Source organism: Sphingomonas sp. GW821-FHT09B04, from assembly GCF_059418285.1.
The window spans coordinates 78,001-100,555 of record NZ_JBWKPO010000001.1; the positions used below are offsets into that span (position 1 = coordinate 78,001).

The window sequence follows — 22,555 nt, forward strand, 5'->3', positions numbered from 1 at the left end:
TGCAGACGGCTGCTTTTGGGATCGATGCCACACAATTTGAATGACTGAAATGAGGGCATAATTGTCATGCCTGCAGTGTCATGAGAATGGACAGCTACAACCCACCGTACTTCTCTCCTTCCGGCCCAGCCTGAGACCAGCATGACGACGAAATCCAATCCGCCGCGGCGACATCATTTCATCCCGCAGATGATGCTGCGTCACTTCACCGATACGAATGGGCAGCTTTGGTTCTGGCGCCGAGACTTCGCCAAGGGCAAGGCGCGGACCAACGCCGCGCAAAACCTTTTCGTCATTCGGGATCTCTATACGCTGGTTCACCCCGACGGCACCGAGGACATGACGCTAGAGAACTTCTTCGCAGACATGGAGGGTACGGGTGCGAAGTTCATTGATGACCTCGCCGCCGTCGTCCGGGGCGGTGACACGCGGAAGCTCGACAAGGGCGCGTGGCATTTCTGGGACCATTTCTTCTACTATCAGCTGAAGCGCACTCCAGGCGCGATCGCCGCGTTCGCCGAGCAGATGAACTTTGACGGCAAGATCGCGGAAACGGTCGAGAAGATTCGCGCAGCCCGGGCGGAGAATGGCCGCGACCCAGACGAGGCCGGGCTTGCCGCGCGCATAGCCAAGAACGCCATAATCCTGGCTCAGGCGGCGCGACCGTCAGAAGAAGTGCTGGCCCAGTTTGCGCAGATGGGCGTCGCCATTTACAGGATCACCGATCCTGCGCGCAGCTTCATCGTCGGCGATGTGCCCGGTGCCATGGCCCGTTTTCGGCAACCGGGCGGAGGCTGGACACACAAGACCATGTTCCTTCCGCTGACTTGGGACATCGCGGTGGGGCAGCTTGCGCGCGCCCGGGCCGTTGAGATCATCGATATCGACATGGAGCAGGTCCGCCGCATGAACGAGGCCAGCACTACACGATCAACGGTCATCGCCGGCCGGTCAGAAGCGCTGATCCAATCTCTCTCCCGTAATATCGGCTATGCTGGGATTGAGCCGCTCTAGGCGGTTCTTTGCCGATAGGGGCTAAATCAACAATCGGCTCGAACCTTGGCTTCGTTCAGCCTCATCCCAAACGGCTTCACGCAGAATGCGAACGCTGCCGCCTCGCAAAGTCGAGAAACCGAGCGAAAGCTACGCGTCTGATGGAAAATTCGCCTTTTGTTCTTGCATGATGGGAATCAATGCGACAAAATGGCACAAATCTTCCCAGAGGTGCTCATATGCCGCAAGCGACAGAATTCTCCATGCTCCGTGCCCGCGCTGGTATCAGCATCGAGAATTTTGCCGACACGGCGGGGTTCTCCCGCCGCACAGTCTATCGCTGGGAAACCGGCGACGCGAAGCCGCGGCTGGCTGCGGTCCGGCTGCTCAAGTCGATGGCACGCCGCAAGCCAAGCGGCCTGGCCAATGACTCCACCAGCTTCACCTTCATCGACCTGTTTGCCGGCATCGGAGGACTGCGACGCGGTTTCGAGGATATCGGCGGACGCTGCATTTTCACCAGCGAATGGGACAAGCATTCGCAGCAGACCTACCTCGCCAATTTCGATTGCGAGCATGAAGTCGTAGGCGATATCACCAAGATTGCGCTCACGGATATTCCAGCCCACGACCTGCTGCTTGCAGGTTTTCCGTGCCAGCCATTCTCGATCGCGGGGGTGTCGAAAAAGAATGCACTCAATCGCCCGCACGGCTTCGCCGACGAGACGCAGGGCACGCTGTTCTTCAATGTGGCGCAGATCATCAAGCATCACCGGCCGCGGGCGTTCCTGCTCGAGAACGTCAAGAATCTGGTCAACCACGATAAGGGACGCACTTTCGAGGTCATCCATCGTACGCTGACCGCCGAACTGGGCTATCAGGTCCACTGGAAGGTCATCAACTCCAAGTCGTTTGTGCCGCAGCAGCGTGAACGCATCTTCATCGTGGGATTCCGCGACGCGAACGACTTCACATTCGATGATCTGGTGCTGCCTAATCCGCTCAACGGTCCGAAGTTGGGCACAATCCTGCATCCTGAGGACGGGACCGAGGAGATCGATGCGCCCTATACGCGGGGCAACATCGGCTCTGTAGCGGAGAAGTACACGCTTACCGACCATCTCTGGGGCTATCTCCAGAAATACGCCGAGAAGCACCGTTCAGCCGGCAACGGCTTCGGGTTCGGACTTGTCGGGCGCGAAAGCGTCGCGCGGACGCTTTCCGCCCGCTATTACAAGGATGGCTCGGAAATCCTTGTAGCGCAGGAAGGCCGCAACCCCCGTCGCCTGACGCCCCGTGAATGCGCGCGGCTGATGGGTTTCGACGAGCCCGGACGGAAGGATTTCGTCATTCCGGTGTCGGACACCCAAGCCTATCGGCAATTCGGTAACTCGGTTGTTGTGCCCGTGGTCCGCGCCGTCGCCGAACACATGCTGCCTTGGCTGGTTGATCCCGCCGAACTCGAGCCCGAACACCTCCAGCGGAAGCTCGCGCTTGTCGGGTGACGTTGTCGATCCCGCAACCCGCAGCCGGATGATGGCCGGGATAAAGGCAAAGAACACCAAACCGGAGATGGTGGTGCGCCGGGGCCTTCATGCGCTCGGTTTCCGGTTCCGGTTGCATGACCGTTCGCTGCCGGGGCAGCCGGACCTCGTATTGCCACGCTGGCGCGCGGTCGTCCTTGTCCATGGGTGCTTCTGGCACGGTCACGCCTGTCCGTTATTCCACTGGCCAGGATCGCGACAGGAATTCTGGCGAACCAAGATCGGCCGCAACCGCGAGCGCGACCGTGAGGTGGACGCTGGGCTTGACCAGAAAGGATGGCGCGTGCTCACCATCTGGGAATGCGCGCTGAAGGGACCCGGGCGTATCGGCGCGGACGCTGTCGTTTCGGCGGCGGCCATGTGGCTGCGGAGCAGGGAACGGACCGGAGAGATCAGGGGGACAGAAAGTGCCGGTAGGTGATCTTGTCGAGTGGCTGGACGAATATGGCGGGCCCGAGTTCATCTGGTACGTGAAGCGCCTGTCGGCCAACGACACGCTCGCGAACCAGAGCCACCAAGCTGGCCCCTATATTCCGCGTGACTTCCTGTTCCGTATCTTCCCGGCACTCAATCACCGCGAGATCAAGAACCCGGATGTCCATTTCGACCTCTATTTGGACTCCCATGCCGATTATCGCGAGGTGCGGGCGATCTGGTACAATAACCGCTACCATGACACGTCTGCCACGCGCGGACGGGACGAGACACGAGTTACGGGTTTCGGCGGTGGTGCCTCCGCGCTGCTCGACCCCGAGAGCACCGGGGCCCTGACGATCTTCGCGTTCCGGACGGTCAAGCCACCGGAAACAGCCGACTGCCACGTCTGGGTATGCCGACATGAAACCGAGGAAGATGTGGTCGAGGATCGTGTCGGACCGGTCGAGCCCGGGAAATGGCTGTTGTGGCCACCCGCAGACGGCGGCCTGCTCACCCTGCTGCAATCTGCACCGCCGGTGCGAACCAGCTGCTGGCTTTCGCCCGACGAGATTCCGGTCGCATGGCGGACACGTTTTCCGTCAGGCGCCGACATCATCCGCCGCGCCGTCGAGCTCCGCCCTGACGCCAGCCTCAATCCTGACAGGCGGCTGCTGCGTCGCCGCGAATGCGAGTTCGAAATCTTTCGCAGCGTCGAGCAGGCAGTCGAGCTGCCACATATCGAGGCCGGATTCGCAAGTGTCGATGCGTTCATCGCGCGGGCACAAACCATCCTCCAGCGACGAAAGGCGCGGTCGGGGCATTCGCTTGAGCTTCACACCCGCGCGATCTTCATCGAGGAAGGACTCGTCGAGAACACGCATTTCGCGCACCAGCCCGAGTCCGAAACTGGCAAGCGGCCCGATTTTCTCTTCCCCTCAATTTCAGCCTATCGCGACGCGTCCTTTCCCGCCGGTCGGCTGCGTATGCTGGCGGTCAAGACCACCTGCAGGGACCGGTGGCGTCAGATCCTCAACGAGGCCGATCGCATTTCCGCCAAGCATCTACTCACTCTGCAGGAGGGCGTGTCCGAAACCCAGTTTCGCGAAATGACACAGGCGGGTGTCCAGCTGGTGGTGCCGGCGGGACTCTCCGACAAGTTTCCGGCGTCGGTCCAGCCGCACCTTCAGACGCTGGAAAGCTTCATCGCCGATATACGTCTGCTGCCGGTTGCAGCCCCCTGATCCGGGAGCATCCCTACACCACCGGCTTTGCCGCGATATGGGTCGCCAGCGTCGCACGTTTCCGCAAGCGCTTTGCACCGAAATGCAGTTCGCGGTGGCAGGCAGGACAAAGAGCTGCTGCATTGACCAGACTGTCGTCCCCGCCTTCGGCGAGGGGAGTGATGTGGTGGACCTCGAGGAACGTGGTGCCGTCACCCCGCTTGAACAGGACGTGCGTGCAGCCCGGCAGCTCGCAGGCACCGGCGGCGCGCAGCAAGGCGGCTGCGATCACATAGGGGTCGCGGGCAAAATCTTGGATCGTGCGACTCCGGCGCGCGGGCCTGCCTGAAGCCCGTCCCGCTCTCGCAAATATCCGCTTCCTGCTCCCGCGACGGGCGAGAGTGCGTCCCAGTTCGGAGGCCTCCGCAGGGACGGCGCCCATACGAGCTGCCATCACCCGGCCGCCGCGGTTACCGATCACGATCTCGTCCCCGACATTTACCCAGTGGATCAGCCCCTGACCCATGCGGGCTTCCGGCGTCCGTCCGGACCCCTCCCTCAGCGAGTTGTAATAGCTGGCAGTGACCGAACCTGTCGTCGAATCAAACAGGATGTCGATATTGATCGTCGCCTTTGTCTCTCCTTCGGAAGGCGAATGGCCTGCCGCGAGTAGCGCGTCCCTTTGCGCCTCGTTGAGGACATAGGCGCTCTTGTTCTTGTCGGTCTGTGTGACGCGCTTGATACCGAAATTGTCGAAGATCGTTGACCAGTCGAATGCCATCGGACGGATCACCACCACCTGTCACGCACCCGCAGGCGCATCGCCGGCAGCGGCGTTTTCAGGTGCTGCGGCGGCCGGCTGCGGCACGAGATGCCTGATCCGGTCGGTGTTCAGTAATGGCAGCCCCACCGCTCCGAACAGCTTCGCGAAGGAGGACTGCAGTGCCTCGGCGAACGGGGTGTCGAGCGCTGCGATCCGCGTCCAGGTTTTCCCGATATCATCGTAGAGAACCGCCTCGGTCTGCATCAGGTCGCAATAGAGGTCCGGCACATCAAGAAAACCCGGCAGGAAACAATAACGCTCTTCCGGGAGGCCGACATCGCGCGCGGGAATCGCGCTTCGCGACCGGAGCTTGCCCGCCGGATTGCCGCCCCAAGCTTTGTCCGCAAGCAGCTCGACCGCCCGCACCGTCTTGAGTGTCAGCAGATAATCCGCCTTCGGTCTGTCCTTGTTCGGCTGGATCACCAGATGGCAGTGCGGCGTCAGCACGATGCGGAAGGTGCCGTCCTCATTGTGACGAAGGATTTCCCCGAGACGGAGATGCGAGCCGATCGGCGGCATGATGTAATAGTCGCAAGGATCGGCGTCCTGCCGCTCCTCCGGCATCCCCTCTTGGTCCGTAAGCCGTGCCAGCTGGAACGCCGCGCGTCGCCGGACCACCCGCTCGAGCGCAACCTCGTCGAACCCGTTCGGATCGGCCTTCAGCCGTTCCCAGTTCTTCTCAAGAAATCCCCATAGATAGGATCCGGCGTGGCGGTCGAGTTCCTCGTGAAGCTTGCGCGCGATTCCGGGAATGCCTGTCTCCACCATCGAGGCGAGCGTTTGCTCGAGATTCTCGGTGAACTTTGCCGATCCCTTGTCCAGCGTCGCAACAAAGGGATGCCCCATGAACTCTTCAGGAAGCTGACCATCTGTTATCAGGATCACCGGACATGCACGGAGTCCGCGGATCTGCTCCAGCAACGCCCGCGCCTTGATGTCGGCGTCAGCCGGCGTCTTGTGCTTCGAATCCCGCGCAACATAGATGTCCGAGATCAGGATATCGTATCGGTGCCGGCCCAGCAGGCCAACAGCATGATCGAAGTCAGTCTCGAACTGATATGAGACTATCGTTGCCCCGATCGCTTCCGGCAGCAGCGCCTTCAGTTGCCGGATAACGTCTTCGTCATCATCGACCACGAGTATTTCGAGGTTGCTCACCGCCCTACCCCCTTCTCGAAGCTTGCCTCGAAACACGCGCCGGGCAGTGGCCCGTCGTCGCGATAGATGATCCGTCCGTACGGCTCGGTCACAAGCCGGGCGATATAGAGTCCTAGGCCGATACCGTTGGTCTTCTGCGAAAAATACGGCTCGAAGATCACCTCGCGATCAGCCTCGGCCACACCATTTCCATTATCCGATACCCGCACCACAAAGCCGTCGGGTATCGGTTCGACACTGACGATGATCTTGCCACCGCCACCGGCGTTGCCGCGTGCCGCAACGGTCCAGTAGGTCGCATTGTCCACGAGATTCGCAACGACCTGCGAGAGCACCGCCTGTGGCATTCGAACCTGCAGCGGCTCATCAGGAAGCTGGAAATCGATCGTGATGCCATGTTTTGCGAGGATGGCATCGTGCAGCCCGACCGTCGAACGGACCTCGGCGACCGCGTCGAATTTCGTGGTCCGCTGCCGGCGCGATCCGGACTGCGGATCGAGACGCTGGCGAAGCGCCTGGATCTGGTCCAGCCAGGTGCGCATCGCATCGAAATTCTCGCCAACCCAGTCTCGGAAAAAAGTCCCGTTCTTCTTTTCGAGGATCTTCTCTGTGATCGTGAGCTCGCGCGAGATCTTGCCGACCGGCGCGCCGATTTCGTGAATGACGATATCGATCATGTGGCCGAGACCGGCTGACATGAGTAGGCGGGATAGAACGTCCTGCACCCGCTCCACCCCCTCATCGACCTTGCGGGCCGCGTCCTGGACAATGCGCGTCACAGGGTGATTTGCACCCAGCTGCCGGACGACCTCGTCGACCGAGGACTGAAGATCGAACGTCTCGAACAGCTGGTCCTGCGACTTCGGCTCCTCGCGCCGGGGGCGGGCGCGATAGCGCTGCTCCTCGAGGAGCACGAGGACGCGCTTGAACCATTCCTCCAGCGCGGCGTGCGCCGGGTTCCGGATCATGCCCTCGCGGGTGCTTCGGTCCTGCAGTCCGACGTTGTGATCGCGCGATATGCGGATCGCGGCGATCAACTGATTGTTCGCGAGATTGCGAACCGGATTCTGCCGGCTGCGCAGGTCAAGGTTCAGCCAGTCGTTACCGCTTTCGCCATAGGGATGGACGCGAAAACCGTCGCGGTAAATGCTGACACCGCTATAGGTGTTCAGTGTCTGCCGGATCTGCGTGACGGTCATGTTCTCTCGCAGCGCGATGGGATCGAGGCCTTCCCGATCCCGATCCCAAGCCCGGATCTCGACTTCGAATGGCCCGCAATCCGGTCGATCGCCCCGGGAAAGATCCCGAGTAACGCTCGTCTCCTCGCCATCGATGATCAGCGCCCCGGTGAAGGTACCCCCCTCGTCGAGCGTACCGCGAAGGAGATAGCGTGGCCGAAGAACAAGCTGGGGAGGCTGGACGCGACCGGACAGTTGCCGGGCACCGGGAATCTCAAGCCAGATGTCGAAATCGTCGACATCGTCAAACGGCGAGATCAGCCTGCTGAGGCGGGCATGCAGGCGCTGGTAGCCCTCCATGTCCCAAGCCTCGGATCGCAAGCCTTCGATCTGGAGGGCAGTTCCATGCGGCACGTCGGTTGCGACGACCACCTCATACTCGACCTTGATGTCTTCAAGATAGCTGTCGTCGTCAAAGCGCCCCCATTCCAGAAGCACGCTGACCTGCCGGTCTTGCTCGCGCAGCTTGGTTTCCATCAGCAGCGTGCTGCCGAGGCGCGCGGACGCGAATCTGCCAATGCCCTTGGCGCCTTGATATGGGCGCCCGCCAGGCGAGCGATCGGCGCGCTTCTTGAGAATTGTGCCGGGCTCAAGCCAAGCATTGAGGACGGTTTCCAGCGACATGCCGACGCCGTCATCCCGCACGAGGATCGAAGACGGGGCTGCAGGATCATCGCCGGCGAACCGAACCTCGACGCGAGAAGCATCAGCGTCGAAGGCATTCTTGACCAGTTCGACGAGCGCCACTGGCTCATCGCTGATGAGCTCCTCCCCGATGAGAGAGATCAGGCGCGCTCGTGGTTTGATGCGGGCAACGCCCGTCTCCGCAATCGGCAAGCTGTCCGACATCGTCCCTCCCCGAACAACTCTAGCAGTAGCCGTGACTTAACCCAAGCATGTCAGTTGAGCGGCAGATTCGAGCTGGTTCATGAGAGTTACTTGTTGTCCTGACTGCCCCTCGCCGAGCTCGACGGTGGCTGCTTAGAAGCTGCTATTTGGCGGACTGAACCACCGCTACTCGGGCGCTTACCTGCCATGGGCGGCGGGCTTCGGGCGCGCTGTCGCGATCATTCTTTCGCCAGCCTCGCGCTGATCGAGTCCAATCGACCGGGCAGCCATCCATTCCGGTACATGCCAGCTCGCCGGAAGGGACCTGGCGACAGCACCCGGCAAAACGGCCATCAACAGCATCGCTCCTGCCGCGGCACCAACACCGGTCGAGACAAGTGCTCGGCACTGATGATGTGCCGCCCGGCCGTGATCGACCATCGTGTCGATCCGACCAATGGCCCGGAGCATCTCATCACGGACTTCATGCATCTGCTTTTGGTCCGCCGCACGCGCAGCCTCGCTGACCTTCACAATCTCGGCGGCCATTGCGGCCGGTGACAGGCTGATGGCAGGGCTGCGCTCGATCCGGCTGAGGCGAGTGCCGGCATCCTTTTGCACTGCGAGCATCTCGCCGAGCGTGTCGCTGTAATCGGGGATGCGCTCGCGCGCGGCGGTCAGACCCTCTATCGCAGCGCGCGTAAGGCTGACGGCTCTGCGCAGTTCCTCGAATGCGATGACGGGATCCTCTGCGGGAGCAGTTTGAGTGGTTTCGTCGGTCATGGGGTGAGCCTAACGGCTCAATCCGCGCCCACGCGAGAGGCCGGGACTATTCAGGAGTTCATAGGAAATCGATGACCCGCTGAGCTTGCCGATTCCGAGGTCCTTCACCCGATTCCGCAGCAGCGACTCGAGTTGAGGATCGCGGTGCAGGCTCTTCGCCATGTCGGTGAGATTGCTCCTGACCCGATCGCCGGCATCATAGTCTCCGCTGCGATCATGAGCGTGGAGCTGGCGCACATTGTGCTGCCAGGCAGCGACGAACTGATCGGCGCGCCGGGTACCATCGATCCGCAGCTCGGCTTCCAGCGCCATCGCGAGGATGGCTGCTGCGGTCTTGCCGTTCGCTGTCTGATCGATGAGCCCGTGATCCGCATTGAATGCGCTGCGCAGATCGCGTGCCGCATCCGGCCGGATCGCGTCGAGTTCCCTGCCTGCCCGGGAGAAGGCGGTTCGCTGGTGCGGAAGCGCCTCCATGCCGCGGGTGCGCATGCGCAGGATGTCCGCGGCGGCGCGGGCATAGCGTTCGACCGCCTCGTCGAGCGGTGTCGCCCGTGGTTCGGATGCAGGTGCACGCCCGAGCTTCAAGCCAGCGAACGGATTGCGCGGCGGCGATGGCACATGCGCCGGTTCCGGCACCCGCTGATAGTCCGAGGCCATATCCTTGCCGCGCTCGCGCGACAGCGCACGCACCAGCTTGCCCGGTTCAGCGAAATCGTCCCGTCCATAGTGGACCTCAACCGCGTCGCGATGCCGCGACAGCGCGACATAGGCCGCATGCCGGTCAAGCCCGGGCGTGGCGAGCACATGGACGCGATCAACGGTCACGCCCTGCGCCTTGTGCACCGTCGTGGCGTAGCCGTGATCGATGCTGGCATAGTCCTTCACGTCGAACGCGACCGCGCGACCATCGTCGAGCATCACCGCCATCCGCGCCTGCGTGATGGACTCCACCTTGCCGAGCGTGCCGTTCTTCACGCCGAGACCCCGCTCGTTGCGCAGGAACATGATCCGGTCGCCGGTCGCGAATGCTCGCTCGCCGCGCTCGGTGCGGATCGCGACATCCTCGCCCAGCCCGCCGGCTGATCGCAGCCGCTCGCGTGCCGCGATATTGAGCGCGCGAACTTCGTCATTGATATGCGTCAGGATGATGCGGGTGGAACCCGGCGAGGCGCGGCGATCTCGATCCCAACGCTCGATCAGCTCACCTCTCGCCTGATCGCGGGTGTCGACTGCGTGAACGTGCCCGCGCTCCTCGTACGCTGCGATCGCTTCCGCCGTTCGACCGGTCGCGAGCTGTCGCGTTGCATCGCACTGCCAGTCCTCGCGCTGGCGGCGGATCTGGGTGATCTCGACGCTGCCGTGACGCTCCGCCGTGGCACGGAATGCCGCGCCCGCTTCGATCGCCTGGAGCTGCTCGGGATCGCCGACCAGCACGACCTTGGCGCCGCACTTCTGCGCTTCCGAGATGACGCGCTCCATCTGACGGGTACCTATCATCCCGGCTTCATCGATGACGAGCACGTCGCGGTCGGTCAGCAGCTCGCGGCCTTGCGCCCACTGATGTTCCATGCTCGCGATCGTGCGCGACGCAATACCTGATCCGCTCTCGAGGTTTTCCGCGGCAATGCCGGACAGCGCAGCGCCCCGGACCGAATAGCCGCCGCTCTCCCATGCCTCGCGCGCAACGCCGAGCATCGCCGATTTGCCGGTGCCAGCGTAGCCAATCACGACGCTAAGACCCTTCGCTTCGGTGACATGCTCGAGTGCCGAGCGTTGCTCGGGTGACAGGATCATTCCCCGCGCTTCGGTGCGGGCCAGCGCGGCCTCGCGATGACGATCCAGCACCGCGTGATGATCGCGGTTGGTCATGACGGCAGTCGCGCGCTCGAGCCGTTGCTCGGTCTCGATCATCTGCGAACAAGTGAAACGCTGCTCGCCGCTTCCGTCCTTGCCAAGCACCACCAGCTCGGGCGCGGCTTTCACCGCCGCCATAACGCGATCGAACTGTTCCTTACCTTCAGTATGGCGGTGCACGAACATCGCCAGATCGCGCGTGGTAAAGGTCGCCTGGCTATGGGTGATCGTGTCGAGCGCCAGTGCCGGGTTCGCCAGCAGCTTTTCGCCATTGGCGCGAGCGATGGCGTGATGCTCTTCGAGACGCTCCGACGCCAGACCCTGCGCCGCCATGCGCGAAGCAGCCGGGCCGATCTTGTGCTGCGGTTCAAGGTCGATTCCCTGAGCCTCAAGCGAGCGGTGATCGATGCGCGCATCGATATCGAGTTCGGCAAGCCGCTGGTTGACATGCTCGGCCCAGCGCTTGCGCCATTTCTCCAGCAGGTCGGTCCGATTCCAGTCGCGGTTCTTCTTGCCGAACCCATCCTCGCCGACTTCGCGCAACGTCAGCATCACATGCGCGTGCGGCTTCGCCAGCCCATCCGCGCCGACATCCCAATGCACATTGAGATCGGCGATCATCCCGCGATCGACGAACTCGCGCCGAACAAACTCGCGGGCGAGGTCAATCCCCATTTCTGGGGATAGCTCGCGCGGGATCGCGAACTCGACCTCGCGCGAGAGCTGCGCATCCCTGCGCAGCTCGGCCGCCTCGACCGCATTCCAGAGCTGCTCGCGATCGGAGAGATGTTCGGGCGCGCCATCGGGCAGCAGCACCTCGGAGTGAATGACACCGGCCTTGTTCGAGAAGTCGTGGTGGCGATCGAGCCGCTCGTCATAGAGCCGCGACGCCGAGCGATAGGCGGCTGACGCCAGCGCAGACGATCCGTTACAGCGGGAGATGATCTTGGCTGAGAAGTGGTAGATCGCCATGGCGATCACGCCATCTACACGTTAAGCAGCACGTCGGCACGACGTATAAGCGCGCCCTCGAAAGAATTCATCTTTCTCGGGACTGATGAATCCCACTGCGTTTCAAGGGATTTACGCCAATCGAGCGCACCGATAACTGAACCGTCCTCAATGCTCAACGGAGGACGGACGTATGCGTAATCTTCGCGATTATGACGCGGAGCTCAAGGCGCTTGATAGCAAGGCCAAGCGTCTCAAGGCCCGTAAGGTCCAGCAACTCGGCGAGCTGGTGATCGCGTGCGGCGGCGACGCAATCCCACTCGATCAGTTAGCCGGCGCATTGCTCACCGCAGCGTCGAGCACTGACCCCGCGACGAAGGAGAATTGGCGCAAGCGCGGCGCCGCGTTCTTTCGCGGAACGCGCAACGAGGGCGACGGCAATCGCCGCAACACTCGTAGCGCTGCGGCGCGCGCAAGCGGCGCGCAGCCGGATGCAACTGATCCGGGCGCGGCATGACGCGCGAGCCTGGGCTGTGAAGCGCCGGGAGCGAACGCGTCAGCTGATCGAGCTTGGCGGCCTCGTCGCCAAAGCAAATCTGGTCGAGCTAACAGACGACGATCGGGCAGTGCTGCTCGGACTCATGATTGAAGCCGCTGCAACGCTGCGTAGCGAACATCGCGAACCGGCAATTGCACTATGGCGACGGCGCGGGAAACGCGCATTTGGGGAACCAGCCGTCGATAAAAAATGGTGATTCCTGCGGCAACTACGCGCCCGATTTTCGGTCATTCAAGGGTGCCATTGCAAATCCTAGAAGCTGCCGCTCGCGCAACCTCATGAGCCGACTATCCTGGCGCATCTGGATCAAGCTTGAAGAACGCAATGATAGTCACGCGGTAGAGCCTGGTAGCGCAGATGCGCGATGCGGCAAGCACGACGTTGATCCGGATTAGAACTCCCGAGCGGCCTCCGCAGCATCGAGTAGGCTAAGCGCATGGGTGGCAAGGTCCGGCCGATCGGAGTCGGCGGCAAGCGTCTTCAACCGGGCCAGAGATGTCTGCACATCGAGAAACGGCTTCAGATTTTCGGGCTTTAGCGTCTTGAAGCGCCCGTCGCTAGTGGTGACGGTCGAGCGCAGCGCATCGAGAACGCGCAGGAAGTAACGATCATCGGCCACCGCTTCGGCTAGGAATGCCGCGACATGTTCGCGTTCGGCATCGTCCCCGCCCTGGACCCAGGCGAACAGGATATCGATCGGCGAGATCGAACCCAGAATCTCCTCGAGCGACAAGGCGCGGTATCGTGCCAGCATCACCGCCGCGATCCGGTCGAGTTCGGCCGCGCTGAAATACCGCTCTTCCTCGGGCTTCGAGCGGCCGCCATAGCGGCCATGCGCAAAGGTTTCGTGCCGGAACAGGTTGGTCAGCCAGGACAGGGCGCGGCCGCTGAACATCGCATCGAGGGTGGCGGCGCGCAGCGGTTCGTCGAGCCGGGCGAGCAACGGCTTGATCAGCCGCTCGGCGCGATCCCAGGGGCCGGTCACCCAGAAGCGATCGAACGGCCGCGCGCGGTAGAGATCGTCGAGCCCATCGGCGAAGCCGCGCAAGATATTGGCGCAGTGAATGGGCTCGAGCCGGGTGGTATCGCCGCCGCGGATCCGCTCGAGCAACATATCGACCTGGCTGAGCAACCGTCCCGAGGGCCGCACCTGCATCGCGACCAGCAATTGCGACACGGCGTCGGGGCCGTCACCCGCCGCCGCCCAGAAGCCATCGAAATCGGCTCGCTTGAGGGCATGAGTCGGGGCGGCCAGCGCGAAATAGAGCCGGTAATGGTCGGGGCTCGCCAGCCGCCGACCGGCAATGGCGAGGTCGCGTTCGCGCTCGCTGACGTTGCCATGGAGCCTGAACCGCGGTTCGTCCTTGCCATAATTGAGTTCGAGCCCGGGCAGCTGCTCGGCAAAATAATGGTCGTAATGCAGTGAAGCGAACCAGTCCTTGCCGGCGCAATCAAGCAACCGCGCAAGCTCGACGGACCGCTCCTCATCCTCGACCCGCGCGGTGCCGAGCGCGAGTTCCGCGGCGGTCGCGCAATATTCCTCGATCCAGCGATAAAGGGCGGGATTGCCTTCCTTGATCAGCAGCAGCCAGACCAGGTCGGCCAGATCGGCGCCGGCCTTGTCGAGCGTCGGCCACAGGAACCGGACCGCGTCGAGCACGCGGATCACGGCGCGCGGCGTGGTGAGACGCCGCCCGCCTTCGATATCGACGATCGTCTTGAGCCGGCCAGCGCCCTCTTCATCGCGCGCCACCGAGAACCCGGCGAGGGTGACCTCGAACCAGTGGCGCAGCTGGAAGGTTTCCGGGAGCGGCACCGGGATGGTGAGCTGGATGATCTTTTCGAGATAGGCCTGGCCATTCTCGACCTGCGCCGCCTGCCGCACGCCATGCGCGAGGATCGCACCGTCATAGCAGAGCAGATAGACGATGTTGGGGAGATCGCCTACCGAGCGGACTAGGCGGAGCACCTCGAGCATCTCGGCCGGCTCGAGCCGGTCGATATCGTCGATCGTGACGATGATCCGGTGATCGAGCGCCTTGAGCGCCTTGACCAGCCGCTCACGCAACGCGTCGAGCGATTTCGCCGCCGGCTCGCGCCCGAGCCACTCCCCGACCCAGGCAATGCCCTTGCCTGCCAATTTGGCCGGCCCAAATCCAGCCGCATCGCCGGCCAGCTCGACAGCGCTGCCGGCGCGCTTCACTCCCGCGGCAAAACCACGCAGCGCCTTGCCCGCATGCCGCGCCTGCAACATGGTGACGCGCGTCGTGTCGCCGCCCGCAGCCTCGATCTCGGCGATCGCGCGTTCGAGGTCGGCGAACAGCTGGCCGAGCAGCGCGTCGCGATTGCCGACCAGCCATGGCCGGAAATGCACCAGGCTATGCGGACGTGCCGCCGGCATGCGGTCAAGCGCGCGCTCCACCTCGGCGAGCAGGCTCGACTTGCCTGACCCCCAGCGCCCCTCGATGCCGATGACCAGGCTGGCATCGGTGCGCAGGCCCGCCAGCGCTTCGGCAACGCTGGCGGCGACCTCGCGCAGCCCGATCGCGTCGAGCGCATCGGCCTGCAACGGCGCATCGCCAAGCAGTTGCGCGGGATCCGCCGGCCCGGTCATGCCGCCGCTCCGCGCGCGCCATCGCGCCACACGAAAATGCGGCGCGACCAGCTCCGCGCGGTACCGCTCATGCGACCGCCCGCGCCAGCGGATCGGCGATCAGGATCGCGTCGGTCGCCACCGCCTGCGGCCCGGCCTCGAGCCGCGCGACCTTCTCGCGCAAAACCGGGAGATAGGCGTCGGGACATAGGAGATAGAGGGTCGTGCCGAAGCCGTAGATACTGCCCCAGGTCACCGGCAGCGTCGCCCAGCCCCATTTGTCTTCCCAGGCGCGCTGGTCGGGCAGCGTGGCGGCATCGTCGCGATACGGCTCGGTCGAGAGGATATGGACGCGCGCTTCGGGATCGTACCAGCCATGGTCATGGTCGGCGATCGGCGGGCGGTTGTACCAGCTGCCCTTGGGATAGATGCGTTTGGCGCGCGAGGGCTTGAGGCCAGTCGCATCGATGAACTGCAACGCCCGCCCGATCTTGCCAAGATCGATACGGGTTTCCTCCAGATCGCGCATGAAGCCGTCGCTGACCAGCACGTCCGGCGCGGTGATCTCGCAGTCGCCGAGATATTCGACGAGCTGGTACGGGCGCAGCAGCGCCTCGAGCGGTGAGGCCAGCGCGACGCTGAACGTCGCATCGCCCCAGCGCCGCGGTTCGCGCTCGCGCCAGCGCTGCCGCAATTCGACAGCGCAACGAGGGGATGCGTCGCCATCGGGCAGCAGCCGCAAGGCATGGGCATAGTTCTGAAACCCGCCACGCACGGCGGCGACATCATGGGCGTGCTGGCGCGGCAACCCTTCAGCCAGGGCAATACAGCGCGCGCGGTTCTTGAGATCGGCAAGCTTCAAATAAAGATAGGACATCGCAGGTCTCCGTCGGGCCTGGACTAACGTCGCCTGCTACCGTCACTCCGACCCACGAAACCATGCGGGAACGTTTGATTCGAGCAGTACCACGAAGGCTTCGCTGATGCAGGCGGCAGGCCACTGCGACTGACCTTGCAGCAAAGGTCCTCCCAATTGCCGCGCCTGTCAATCGCATGCGCAAGCAGAGCGATACAATAATCGTGGATAACTCATAGCGCCCGGTCACAGACATCTTCCAGCGACCGATCAGATCAAGACCAGATCCGACGCAAGCAAGGTTTGAGCACCGCAGCGTCAATGCTATACAATGCGCTCAACTGTCCCGGGGATGATGCTGCTCGACGCAATAGCCATACTGCGCGCCACAGGCCGGTTGCGCCGGTCCCGCATACCGCAAGCCGGACGACGCTGATGGCGACCCCCGCCAAACAGTTCGAACCTGTGCCGGCGATCCGCATCGGTGTCGAGCTGCCGCCCGAGGCGGATGCGATCTTCCTGCCGACCGACCGGTACGGCACCCCCGGTGAGCTCAACAGCGAGATCCAGCGGCAGCTCGGCAGCCGAAATGAACTCCCCTCGGCATCGCGACCGGTATCGCCGCGGCAGGCGATACCGACGGCCTCGGCGCCGAGCGGCGCAAATGGCTTCTCGACATCGCTAACGAGAATGCGGAGCCCAATGCCTGGTCGAACCGGGCGAGGCAGCTGGCCGCCGATCTGCTCGACGGCGCGGGGCGGCTGCGTGCCGATCCACAAAGCTCGGCCGATGCAATGGCGAGCGACCTGGTGCTCCGCCAGTATTGGCCGGGTGCCTTCGCCACGGTTCCACCGATTGCAGCGGAACGGCGCCAGGATCTGATGGCGGCGTTGCTCTCTTCCGCCAATCCGGCACAGGGCGAACTCGAACGTGCGGTGATCTGGCTGGCGGCGCTCGACCTGCTGGTCAGGCGGATGTCCGCCGAGCTGGTGCCGGACTATAGCAGCCTGGTCGCGATGCTGGAGGCGACGCAATCCGCCTTTCGGCGCTGGGTCTGGGATGCGAAGCCCAATCGCAGCGGCGTCGGGCCGGCACGCTGGCTGATAGATTCCGAGGCGCATGTTCAGGCATTTCTCTGGGCTGTGCTGGAGCCACGCTTCGGCGAGCATCTTGTCGATGAGCAATATCTCCCCGGCTTCGGGCAGAAGCAGCCCCGGTTCGATTTCGGCATCCGCGGCCTCAAGACCATCGTCGAGGTGAAGATCGCCCGCAGCCCCGGCGACTTTTCCCGCATCGAGGAAGAAGTCGCCGGCGCCTAGGCCTCTATTTCACCGATCTCCAGAACTGGGACCGCATGGTCGTCTACATCTATGACGACAGCAATGTGCCTCATGCGGAACGCTATGATACGCTGCGATCAGCGCTCATGGCGCGTGATAAACGGATTAGGGACATCGTCTTCGTCCAGCGACCCGGCATGATTCCACCGCGCAACCAGCGATATCCTTGGTCGCCGGACAGCGCTGCCGCAGGCGCAGCATAGCGCTCGCCCGGCTGAGCGCGACGCGATTAGGTACAGCAATCGAGAAGTCGCATGACAGCTATGCCGGCGACGGCTTACTCGACTGTAAGTGCGCCCGGAGTCAGCTTGAGAATTATGCTGCCTGCAACCCCAACGGACCGCTGCCGGACGAATCCCCGACCCTTGGTGTAACGAGAAGCTCTACGTCGAACGTCCGCTTCAGCCACAACTTCTCCCGCAAGCTGCTAGTCTTCAACCGGCCCAGCAGCGGTCATCGCGCGGCAAATCGCGATTTGACGAAAGCCAGAGCTAGTTGGTCTAAGCGGCGGCGCTGCGCTCAAGCGCGGCAATACGCTCTTCGCAGATCACCTGAACCACGCGCCCAAGCTCCTCCACGCGCTCACTCAGCCAAGCGAGCTCTTCATTGTCGATCCGATAGTGCGTCGAGTAACGCGCCTTCACATAGGCTTCCTTGAGCTTCTCAAAGCGAGACCGATCTTGCCGAACCCAGCGTGGCCAGACCTCAAATAGTCGGCGATCAATTCGCTCCGCCTGCGTGCGCAGGAAGCCCAGATTATGCACGTGCGGCGTGTAGAACGTGCATACCAGCAGCACGCAATGGTAGAGCCGCTCGGTGGCCTGATGAAGATCGAAGGCCGCCTTCTTGAAACGGCCTCGAGCTTGGGCATCGCGACAACCCTGCAGGAAGTCTTCGGCGCTCGGAAGCCATTCCTGATAATACTCCCGCGCCATTCCCAGCGCCTGCTTCGGCGTCTTTGGCTTGGGCTGATGCAGCTTGCTGTCATCGCTCTGGTAGAGCGCGATGCCGTCGCGAGCGACGTCCATGAAGAAATAGCGCCCGTGCGCGAGGCCGTCGTTCACTTCCTGCAGCGTGTGGACGATGAAGTTGACTGGGGTGCGCAGCGTCTTAGTGATCGCCAGTTCGCGGTTGAGCCGGTCCTCTGCCGTCGACCAGAACTCGACCCGGTCGGTGAGCTTGTCGTGATTGACGATCACGAGCAGGTCGAAGTCGGACTGATAGCCCTTGGCGGTGTGCGGCTCATCGACCCAGCCGCCGCGCGCATAGCTGCCGTAGAGGATGACCTTGAGGATGCGCGCCTGCTTCTTCCACTCCGAGGTGGCGATCGCGGTCGCATCGCGGAACTCCTCGAAGAGGATCTGCACGACGCGCTCCAGTTCGCGCTGCTTAGCCGAGGGAAGATGATCAAGGTCGGTACGCATGTGCGATGATCCTATCGAAGCATTTCGGCAAAGCACAGTCTCGCGGAGGATAGCCCCGCGAGACTGATGCGTTCGGTCACCAGAACCGCCACCAACTGCGCGGGCGATCGACACGGCGCGAGATATTGAACAACGCCTCCGCAAGCAGCTGCTCGACCTCTTGGACGGTCAGCCCGGTTCGCTCGGCAATGTCGACGTAGCTCAGGTCGTGAAACCGCACCGCGCAGAAAACTTCGCGCTGGCGCCGCGGCAGCTTGCGGATCGCCCGCTCGATCCGCTTCAAGGTAGCGGGATCAACATCATCGGTCATGGAAGCCTCCGATATCGAGAGGTCCGGCGGCACGGTGGCCGCCGGACACGGTTCAGGCGGCCTGCCGCAGCGGCTCGGGCTGCGGCGCGGAGAGGATGCTGAGGTCAGCGAGGCGGGCGGCGCGGCTGACGGTCCCCACGCCACCGCGTTCGGTGTAAGCGGCGGGCGGGAGCGCCATCCATTTCGGCACCCAGCCTTCGACCTTCGCCCGCCCATTCTCGCCGGTCAGGCAGTCGCGGATGATCTTGCGCTTGACCTTGCCGGACTCCGCCTCGTTAGCGGTGGCGACCTGCGCGCCCGCCACATCGGCGAGCACATGGCCCGGCACATCGCGGTCCTTGATCAGGTCGAGCAGCGCGTCATCGGCCTGCCAGACCTTCGCCATGTCGGTGCCGACCAGCGGCCCGAGCAGCTCGATCAGGACGCTTCCCGCTTCGAGCGTCTCGGCCATGACGACAGCGAGGATATCGAGCACCGCAGAATCCTCCCCGCTCTCCGCTGCGACGGTCAGCGCCGCATGGTAGCGCCGCTTGCCCGCCACGATCTCGAACCGGTCCTCGTCACCCGTAGGCCGTACGATCAGCGGCACGAGCACGCCCCGCGCCCGGATCGACGGCAGGATGTGCGACAGGTCTGCCTTGCCCCTCGACCGCATGTTCGCAGCCGAGACGCGGAGCTTGGCGATATCGATGTGCTTGAGTTCCATCTTGCTTACTCCTCAAACCACCGCAACCGGCGCCGGAATGGCGGGGTGGGCGGCAGGAGCGAACCGGAAGTCCCGCCGGCAGAAGCGGGCTGCACCCGACGGGCCGAAACGAAGAGAAGGAGCTGCGCGCAGCGCAGCTTGCAGCACGCCGCGGCGGGACTAGAGGGCAGCGACGCCCACCCCGCCAGATCGAAGCCGGAGGCCAACGCCGCCGCGCCCGGCGCGGCGACCGCAACTGCGTGCCAGCGCACCTGCTCCGCCAGGAGTCAACAAAGCAGCACTCTCGAAGCCGGCCGGCCGTCGTGGCGGCGTGCGCGCGGACCTGGGCGCCAGCCGCCGCCGCGCCCTCCGCCCGGATCGAGTGTGCCACGCTGAAAGCAAAGGCGCTGCGGCCTCTGGCGGCTGTGCAGCAGCCCGTCAGTGTACGCTCAATCGATATCGCGTTCTGCTGCCCGGCATCGCCGGCTCCGCGTCAGTGATCGTCACCCGCATGAGCCGAGACGCGGAGACGACTCGGCGACGCGATTCGCGGCGTAGAGCGCGGTCACGCGCAGCGTGAGACGCTATGGGACTTCGGCCTTCCGATCTCGGCAACCCACCCGAGGTACCTTTCTGCCGCACCTCACCGCACGGCACCGCAAAGTACCGCCGTGGCACCAGAGAGCACCTTGTCGGGCGAGGTCCTCGATCACATCCTTGGCTCGGGGCGCACCACTAACCCGCACATGATGCAAGGTGATGCCAATGCAGACCGACACTCCCGACCAGATCCTTCGGATCAAAACCGTCCTCAAGCGCACCGGCCTCAGCCGCTCGACCATGTACCGGAAAATGGAGAACGGCACATTTCCCAGAAATGTGCAGATCAGCACCCGGTGCGTCGGATGGCGCGAATCTGCCATCGGCGCCTGGCTGCGCAATCCGATGTTCTATCAGGTGGAGGACCATAAGAACGGCTGACTCCTCCCACTTCAGCCCGTCTCCCACACCTGATTGAGGATACGCGCAGCGAGGGCCGCTTTGTCCTGAGGAAAGAAACGTCCGTAGTGGTTTGCAACCATGTCAGGCGTGTCCTGAATGGCGTAGCTCGCTTGCTCATACGAGCCGGTCTGCTTGAGGATATGGGTCGCCAGCACGTCGCGGACATTATGCGGCCCGTGCGGGAGCAGGCCCTTGATGGCACCGCGCTCCGTGTAGGGATTGTAGATCCCGTAACGCTGGATCAGCAGTCGCCACGCTTCATAGAAGGTCGATCGATTGTAGGCCGCATCCGAACTGCTCCGCTTGACCGTCTTGATGAAGAAGGTGCCAGGATCGGTTGCATCGCCCAACAGCAACGGGCGGTGCCGGGTGATATAGGTTTCGAGATGACCATAGAGGCCGTCTAGGTCGGGCAACAGCAGCCGGAACGGTCGCTTGTTGAAGAATGACGAGTTCGCGTTCTTGAACGCAACCGACGGTATCAGCACCTCCCAGGCCTGTTCACGCGTGCTCCAGCGCAGCTCGCCGCGACGCAAGCTTTCCAGCTGCCGTTCCGTGCGATGCGCCAAGCCGCGCGGACAAATCAGCAGCTGCCGCAGGTTCTTCTGACGCACCCCCAGGTGAAGACCGAGGCGCAGCATGAGGAACCCCCGCACAGCTTCCGCGGACGCGCGGGGATAGCGGTGCATGTCCGGCATCTGCCGGATGATCTCCGCGGTGATCTTGCGATAGGCACCGACAGGGCTTTCGTCCTCAAGGATCGGGAGTATCGGCTCGAACGGATCGCGATGGACCCGGGCTATGCGAACGATCTCCTTGGAGCGCGCCCGCACATGGACGTGAGCGGCTTCACAGACGCTGTCCCAGTCCGCTTGCGCACGCTCGACGTCCGCTGTGTCAATGAGACCAGCGATCGGCTGCAAGCGCCGCGCAAGCTCCGGGTGCTGGCGCATCCAGCCGGTGTCGCGCCGGGTCATCGCGCCGGCCAGTTCCAACATGCTTACTTCCCAAACGGTGTAAAAGCCGCGGCGCGACTCCCGCCATTGCAGGTACCAGTCCCAGACGGCGGGGAACGCCAACAAGCCCATACATAGATTGTCGCGCGGCACGCCCATCCCATTCAGCGGCGGTCCGGGCTGCGCCGACAGCGCGCCAAACATCAAGGCCAGATGCTCGATCTTCTGGTCGACGGTCTCCTCATTCCAGACTCCGGTTCGCTTCACGCCAATCCGGGTGAGCGTCGCGGTCTTGAAGGCGATCAGTTCTCCGACCTCGGAAACTAGGTCCGACGGTGCCCGAAGCGTCTGTTCAAGCGCCCCTTCCTCGTCATCCGATCGCGGCACCGTGCAAAACCCGAACCCCGCCAGCGCGGGAAAGCGAAGGCCGTAAAGAACCTTTGACGCCTCGGCCTGATACCGCCGATAGTCGGTCGAGCCCGCAATAATGGCCGTGCGAACCCAATGAAGGATTTCAGCCCGCTCGCCACTGGAACGGCTGTCGAAGTCATCTGGCAGGTGCCAAGCCAACCGGCGCCGCTCGGACGGCGAAGCGGCCAGCCGTTCATGCCCTGACGCGGCGCGGCCAGATCGGGGCAGCTTTGCCCGGAAGTAGCCGCTCGGCAGACGATAACGATGCTCTACCCGCGCCAGCATATCGAAGGATCTAACCGTGCTCGGTTGCTTCGCGCCGATCGCCCATTGCCGGAACGTGGAACGTTCAAAGGTCTCGCCTGGCCGGAGCAACGCGCGCTGGAGATGTGCGTAGTTGTCCCCATGCCGCCGGAGTTGCAGTGCGAACGCTTCCGCGAACGAGGGCGGATCAATCCAATCCGTCGTCAGCGGTTCGGGAAACTCGACGATGGGACGCGAGGTTCGCGCCTGCTTCTCCGAAGACGAACTGCTCAGACCATCGGGTGGGGCAACTGAAACGACGTGGGCAAGCGAAGACACTTTACGCAAAATGGACTCCTGAGCTGTG

At 63.4% G+C, this 22,555-nt stretch carries 19 protein-coding genes; 8 read left to right on the forward strand and 11 right to left on the reverse strand.

Features of this window, described 5'->3' with window-relative positions:
- Positions 1–141 precede the first annotated feature (141 nt).
- From AC07NK_RS00275 to AC07NK_RS00290, 4 genes are all read left to right on the forward strand, one after another.
- Positions 142–1,014 (forward strand): DUF4238 domain-containing protein, encoded by an 873-nt coding sequence (locus AC07NK_RS00275; protein WP_495168571.1) that lies wholly within the window; start codon positions 142–144, stop codon positions 1,012–1,014.
- A 242-nt stretch (positions 1,015–1,256) separates the two neighbouring features.
- On the forward strand, positions 1,257–2,498 hold the full coding sequence (dcm, locus tag AC07NK_RS00280; protein ID WP_495168572.1) for a DNA (cytosine-5-)-methyltransferase: 1,242 nt from the start codon (positions 1,257–1,259) through the stop codon (positions 2,496–2,498).
- On the forward strand, positions 2,488–2,958 hold the full coding sequence (locus AC07NK_RS00285; protein WP_495168573.1) for a very short patch repair endonuclease: 471 nt from the start codon (positions 2,488–2,490) through the stop codon (positions 2,956–2,958). The genes dcm and AC07NK_RS00285 overlap by 11 nt, the downstream gene beginning before the upstream one ends.
- Positions 2,945–4,195, forward strand: coding sequence for a type II restriction endonuclease (locus AC07NK_RS00290; protein WP_495168574.1), 1,251 nt, complete (start codon positions 2,945–2,947; stop codon positions 4,193–4,195). Before AC07NK_RS00285 ends, AC07NK_RS00290 begins: the two co-directional genes overlap by 14 nt.
- Positions 4,196–4,208: 13 nt before the next feature.
- Here the strand turns inward: AC07NK_RS00290 and AC07NK_RS00295 are convergent, their stop codons facing one another.
- The 5 genes from AC07NK_RS00295 to traA form a co-directional block, all read right to left on the reverse strand.
- A complete protein-coding gene (locus AC07NK_RS00295; RefSeq protein WP_495168575.1) occupies positions 4,209–4,967 on the reverse strand; it encodes an HNH endonuclease in 759 nt (252 codons plus the stop codon).
- A gap of 9 nt (positions 4,968–4,976) precedes the next feature.
- Positions 4,977–6,155: a hypothetical protein gene (locus AC07NK_RS00300; RefSeq protein WP_495168576.1), complete on the reverse strand. Its 1,179-nt coding sequence runs from the start codon at positions 6,153–6,155 to the stop codon at positions 4,977–4,979.
- The gene (locus AC07NK_RS00305) at positions 6,152–8,242 is read right to left on the reverse strand and encodes an ATP-binding protein (RefSeq protein WP_495168577.1); all 2,091 of its coding nucleotides are present in this window, start codon (positions 8,240–8,242) and stop codon (positions 6,152–6,154) included. Before AC07NK_RS00305 ends, AC07NK_RS00300 begins: the two co-directional genes overlap by 4 nt.
- A 177-nt stretch (positions 8,243–8,419) precedes the next feature.
- A complete protein-coding gene (locus tag AC07NK_RS00310; RefSeq protein ID WP_495168578.1) occupies positions 8,420–9,004 on the reverse strand; it encodes a DUF6118 family protein in 585 nt (194 codons plus the stop codon).
- 9 nt (positions 9,005–9,013) lie between these two features.
- Entirely contained in the window at positions 9,014–11,830 is a 2,817-nt protein-coding gene (gene traA, locus AC07NK_RS00315; RefSeq protein ID WP_495168579.1) for a Ti-type conjugative transfer relaxase TraA, read from the reverse strand.
- A gap of 172 nt (positions 11,831–12,002) precedes the next feature.
- Between traA and AC07NK_RS00320 the strand changes: the two genes are divergently transcribed.
- Positions 12,003–12,326 carry a conjugal transfer protein TraD gene (locus AC07NK_RS00320; protein WP_495168580.1) on the forward strand — a complete coding sequence of 108 codons (324 nt, stop codon included), beginning with the start codon at positions 12,003–12,005 and terminating at the stop codon, positions 12,324–12,326.
- On the forward strand, positions 12,301–12,564 hold the full coding sequence (locus tag AC07NK_RS00325; RefSeq protein WP_495168581.1) for a conjugal transfer protein TraD: 264 nt from the start codon (positions 12,301–12,303) through the stop codon (positions 12,562–12,564). Before AC07NK_RS00320 ends, AC07NK_RS00325 begins: the two co-directional genes overlap by 26 nt.
- Positions 12,565–12,759: 195 nt before the next feature.
- Here AC07NK_RS00325 and AC07NK_RS00330 read toward each other — a convergent pair whose 3' ends face one another.
- Both AC07NK_RS00330 and AC07NK_RS00335 read right to left on the reverse strand, forming a co-directional pair.
- On the reverse strand, positions 12,760–14,982 hold the full coding sequence (locus AC07NK_RS00330; RefSeq protein ID WP_495168582.1) for a KAP family P-loop NTPase fold protein: 2,223 nt from the start codon (positions 14,980–14,982) through the stop codon (positions 12,760–12,762).
- 67 nt (positions 14,983–15,049) lie between these two features.
- Positions 15,050–15,838 carry a hypothetical protein gene (locus tag AC07NK_RS00335; protein WP_495168583.1) on the reverse strand — a complete coding sequence of 263 codons (789 nt, stop codon included), beginning with the start codon at positions 15,836–15,838 and terminating at the stop codon, positions 15,050–15,052.
- A gap of 773 nt (positions 15,839–16,611) precedes the next feature.
- On the opposite strand from AC07NK_RS00335, the gene AC07NK_RS00340 reads away from it, so the two are divergent.
- Positions 16,612–17,136: a PD-(D/E)XK nuclease domain-containing protein gene (locus tag AC07NK_RS00340; RefSeq protein WP_495168584.1), complete on the forward strand. Its 525-nt coding sequence runs from the start codon at positions 16,612–16,614 to the stop codon at positions 17,134–17,136.
- Between the two features lie 521 nt (positions 17,137–17,657).
- Here AC07NK_RS00340 and AC07NK_RS00345 read toward each other — a convergent pair.
- From AC07NK_RS00345 to AC07NK_RS00355, 3 genes are all read right to left on the reverse strand, one after another.
- The gene (locus tag AC07NK_RS00345; protein WP_495168585.1) at positions 17,658–18,581 is read right to left on the reverse strand and encodes a HEPN domain-containing protein; all 924 of its coding nucleotides are present in this window, start codon (positions 18,579–18,581) and stop codon (positions 17,658–17,660) included.
- Between the two features lie 76 nt (positions 18,582–18,657).
- On the reverse strand, positions 18,658–18,891 hold the full coding sequence (locus tag AC07NK_RS00350) for a sigma factor-like helix-turn-helix DNA-binding protein (protein WP_495168586.1): 234 nt from the start codon (positions 18,889–18,891) through the stop codon (positions 18,658–18,660).
- Positions 18,892–18,943: 52 nt separating this feature from the next.
- Positions 18,944–19,597, reverse strand: coding sequence for a ParB/RepB/Spo0J family partition protein (locus AC07NK_RS00355; protein ID WP_495168587.1), 654 nt, complete (start codon positions 19,595–19,597; stop codon positions 18,944–18,946).
- A 744-nt stretch (positions 19,598–20,341) separates the two neighbouring features.
- On the opposite strand from AC07NK_RS00355, the gene AC07NK_RS00360 reads away from it, so the two are divergent.
- Positions 20,342–20,557 (forward strand): helix-turn-helix transcriptional regulator, encoded by a 216-nt coding sequence (locus AC07NK_RS00360; protein WP_495168588.1) that lies wholly within the window; start codon positions 20,342–20,344, stop codon positions 20,555–20,557.
- A gap of 11 nt (positions 20,558–20,568) precedes the next feature.
- On the opposite strand, the gene AC07NK_RS00365 is transcribed toward AC07NK_RS00360, so the two are convergent.
- On the reverse strand, positions 20,569–22,527 hold the full coding sequence (locus AC07NK_RS00365; RefSeq protein ID WP_495169608.1) for a hypothetical protein: 1,959 nt from the start codon (positions 22,525–22,527) through the stop codon (positions 20,569–20,571).
- Positions 22,528–22,555: the final 28 nt, after the last annotated feature.

Excerpts from the sequence above, each read along its gene's own strand:
- AC07NK_RS00275 (WP_495168571.1), top strand. The coding sequence starts at position 142 with ATGACGACGAAATCCAATCCGCCGCGGCGACATCATTTCATCCCGCAG.
- dcm (WP_495168572.1), top strand. The coding sequence starts at position 1,257 with ATGCTCCGTGCCCGCGCTGGTATCAGCATCGAGAATTTTGCCGACACG.
- AC07NK_RS00305 (WP_495168577.1), bottom strand. The coding sequence starts at position 8,242 with ATGTCGGACAGCTTGCCGATTGCGGAGACGGGCGTTGCCCGCATCAAA.
- AC07NK_RS00310 (WP_495168578.1), bottom strand. The coding sequence starts at position 9,004 with ATGACCGACGAAACCACTCAAACTGCTCCCGCAGAGGATCCCGTCATC.
- traA (WP_495168579.1), bottom strand. The coding sequence starts at position 11,830 with ATGGCGATCTACCACTTCTCAGCCAAGATCATCTCCCGCTGTAACGGA.
- AC07NK_RS00320 (WP_495168580.1), top strand. The coding sequence starts at position 12,003 with ATGCGTAATCTTCGCGATTATGACGCGGAGCTCAAGGCGCTTGATAGC.
- AC07NK_RS00325 (WP_495168581.1), top strand. The coding sequence starts at position 12,301 with ATGCAACTGATCCGGGCGCGGCATGACGCGCGAGCCTGGGCTGTGAAG.
- AC07NK_RS00330 (WP_495168582.1), bottom strand. The coding sequence starts at position 14,982 with ATGACCGGGCCGGCGGATCCCGCGCAACTGCTTGGCGATGCGCCGTTG.
- AC07NK_RS00335 (WP_495168583.1), bottom strand. The coding sequence starts at position 15,838 with ATGTCCTATCTTTATTTGAAGCTTGCCGATCTCAAGAACCGCGCGCGC.
- AC07NK_RS00340 (WP_495168584.1), top strand. The coding sequence starts at position 16,612 with ATGGCGAGCGACCTGGTGCTCCGCCAGTATTGGCCGGGTGCCTTCGCC.
- AC07NK_RS00345 (WP_495168585.1), bottom strand. The coding sequence starts at position 18,581 with ATGCGTACCGACCTTGATCATCTTCCCTCGGCTAAGCAGCGCGAACTG.
- AC07NK_RS00350 (WP_495168586.1), bottom strand. The coding sequence starts at position 18,891 with ATGACCGATGATGTTGATCCCGCTACCTTGAAGCGGATCGAGCGGGCG.
- AC07NK_RS00355 (WP_495168587.1), bottom strand. The coding sequence starts at position 19,597 with ATGGAACTCAAGCACATCGATATCGCCAAGCTCCGCGTCTCGGCTGCG.
- AC07NK_RS00360 (WP_495168588.1), top strand. The coding sequence starts at position 20,342 with ATGCAGACCGACACTCCCGACCAGATCCTTCGGATCAAAACCGTCCTC.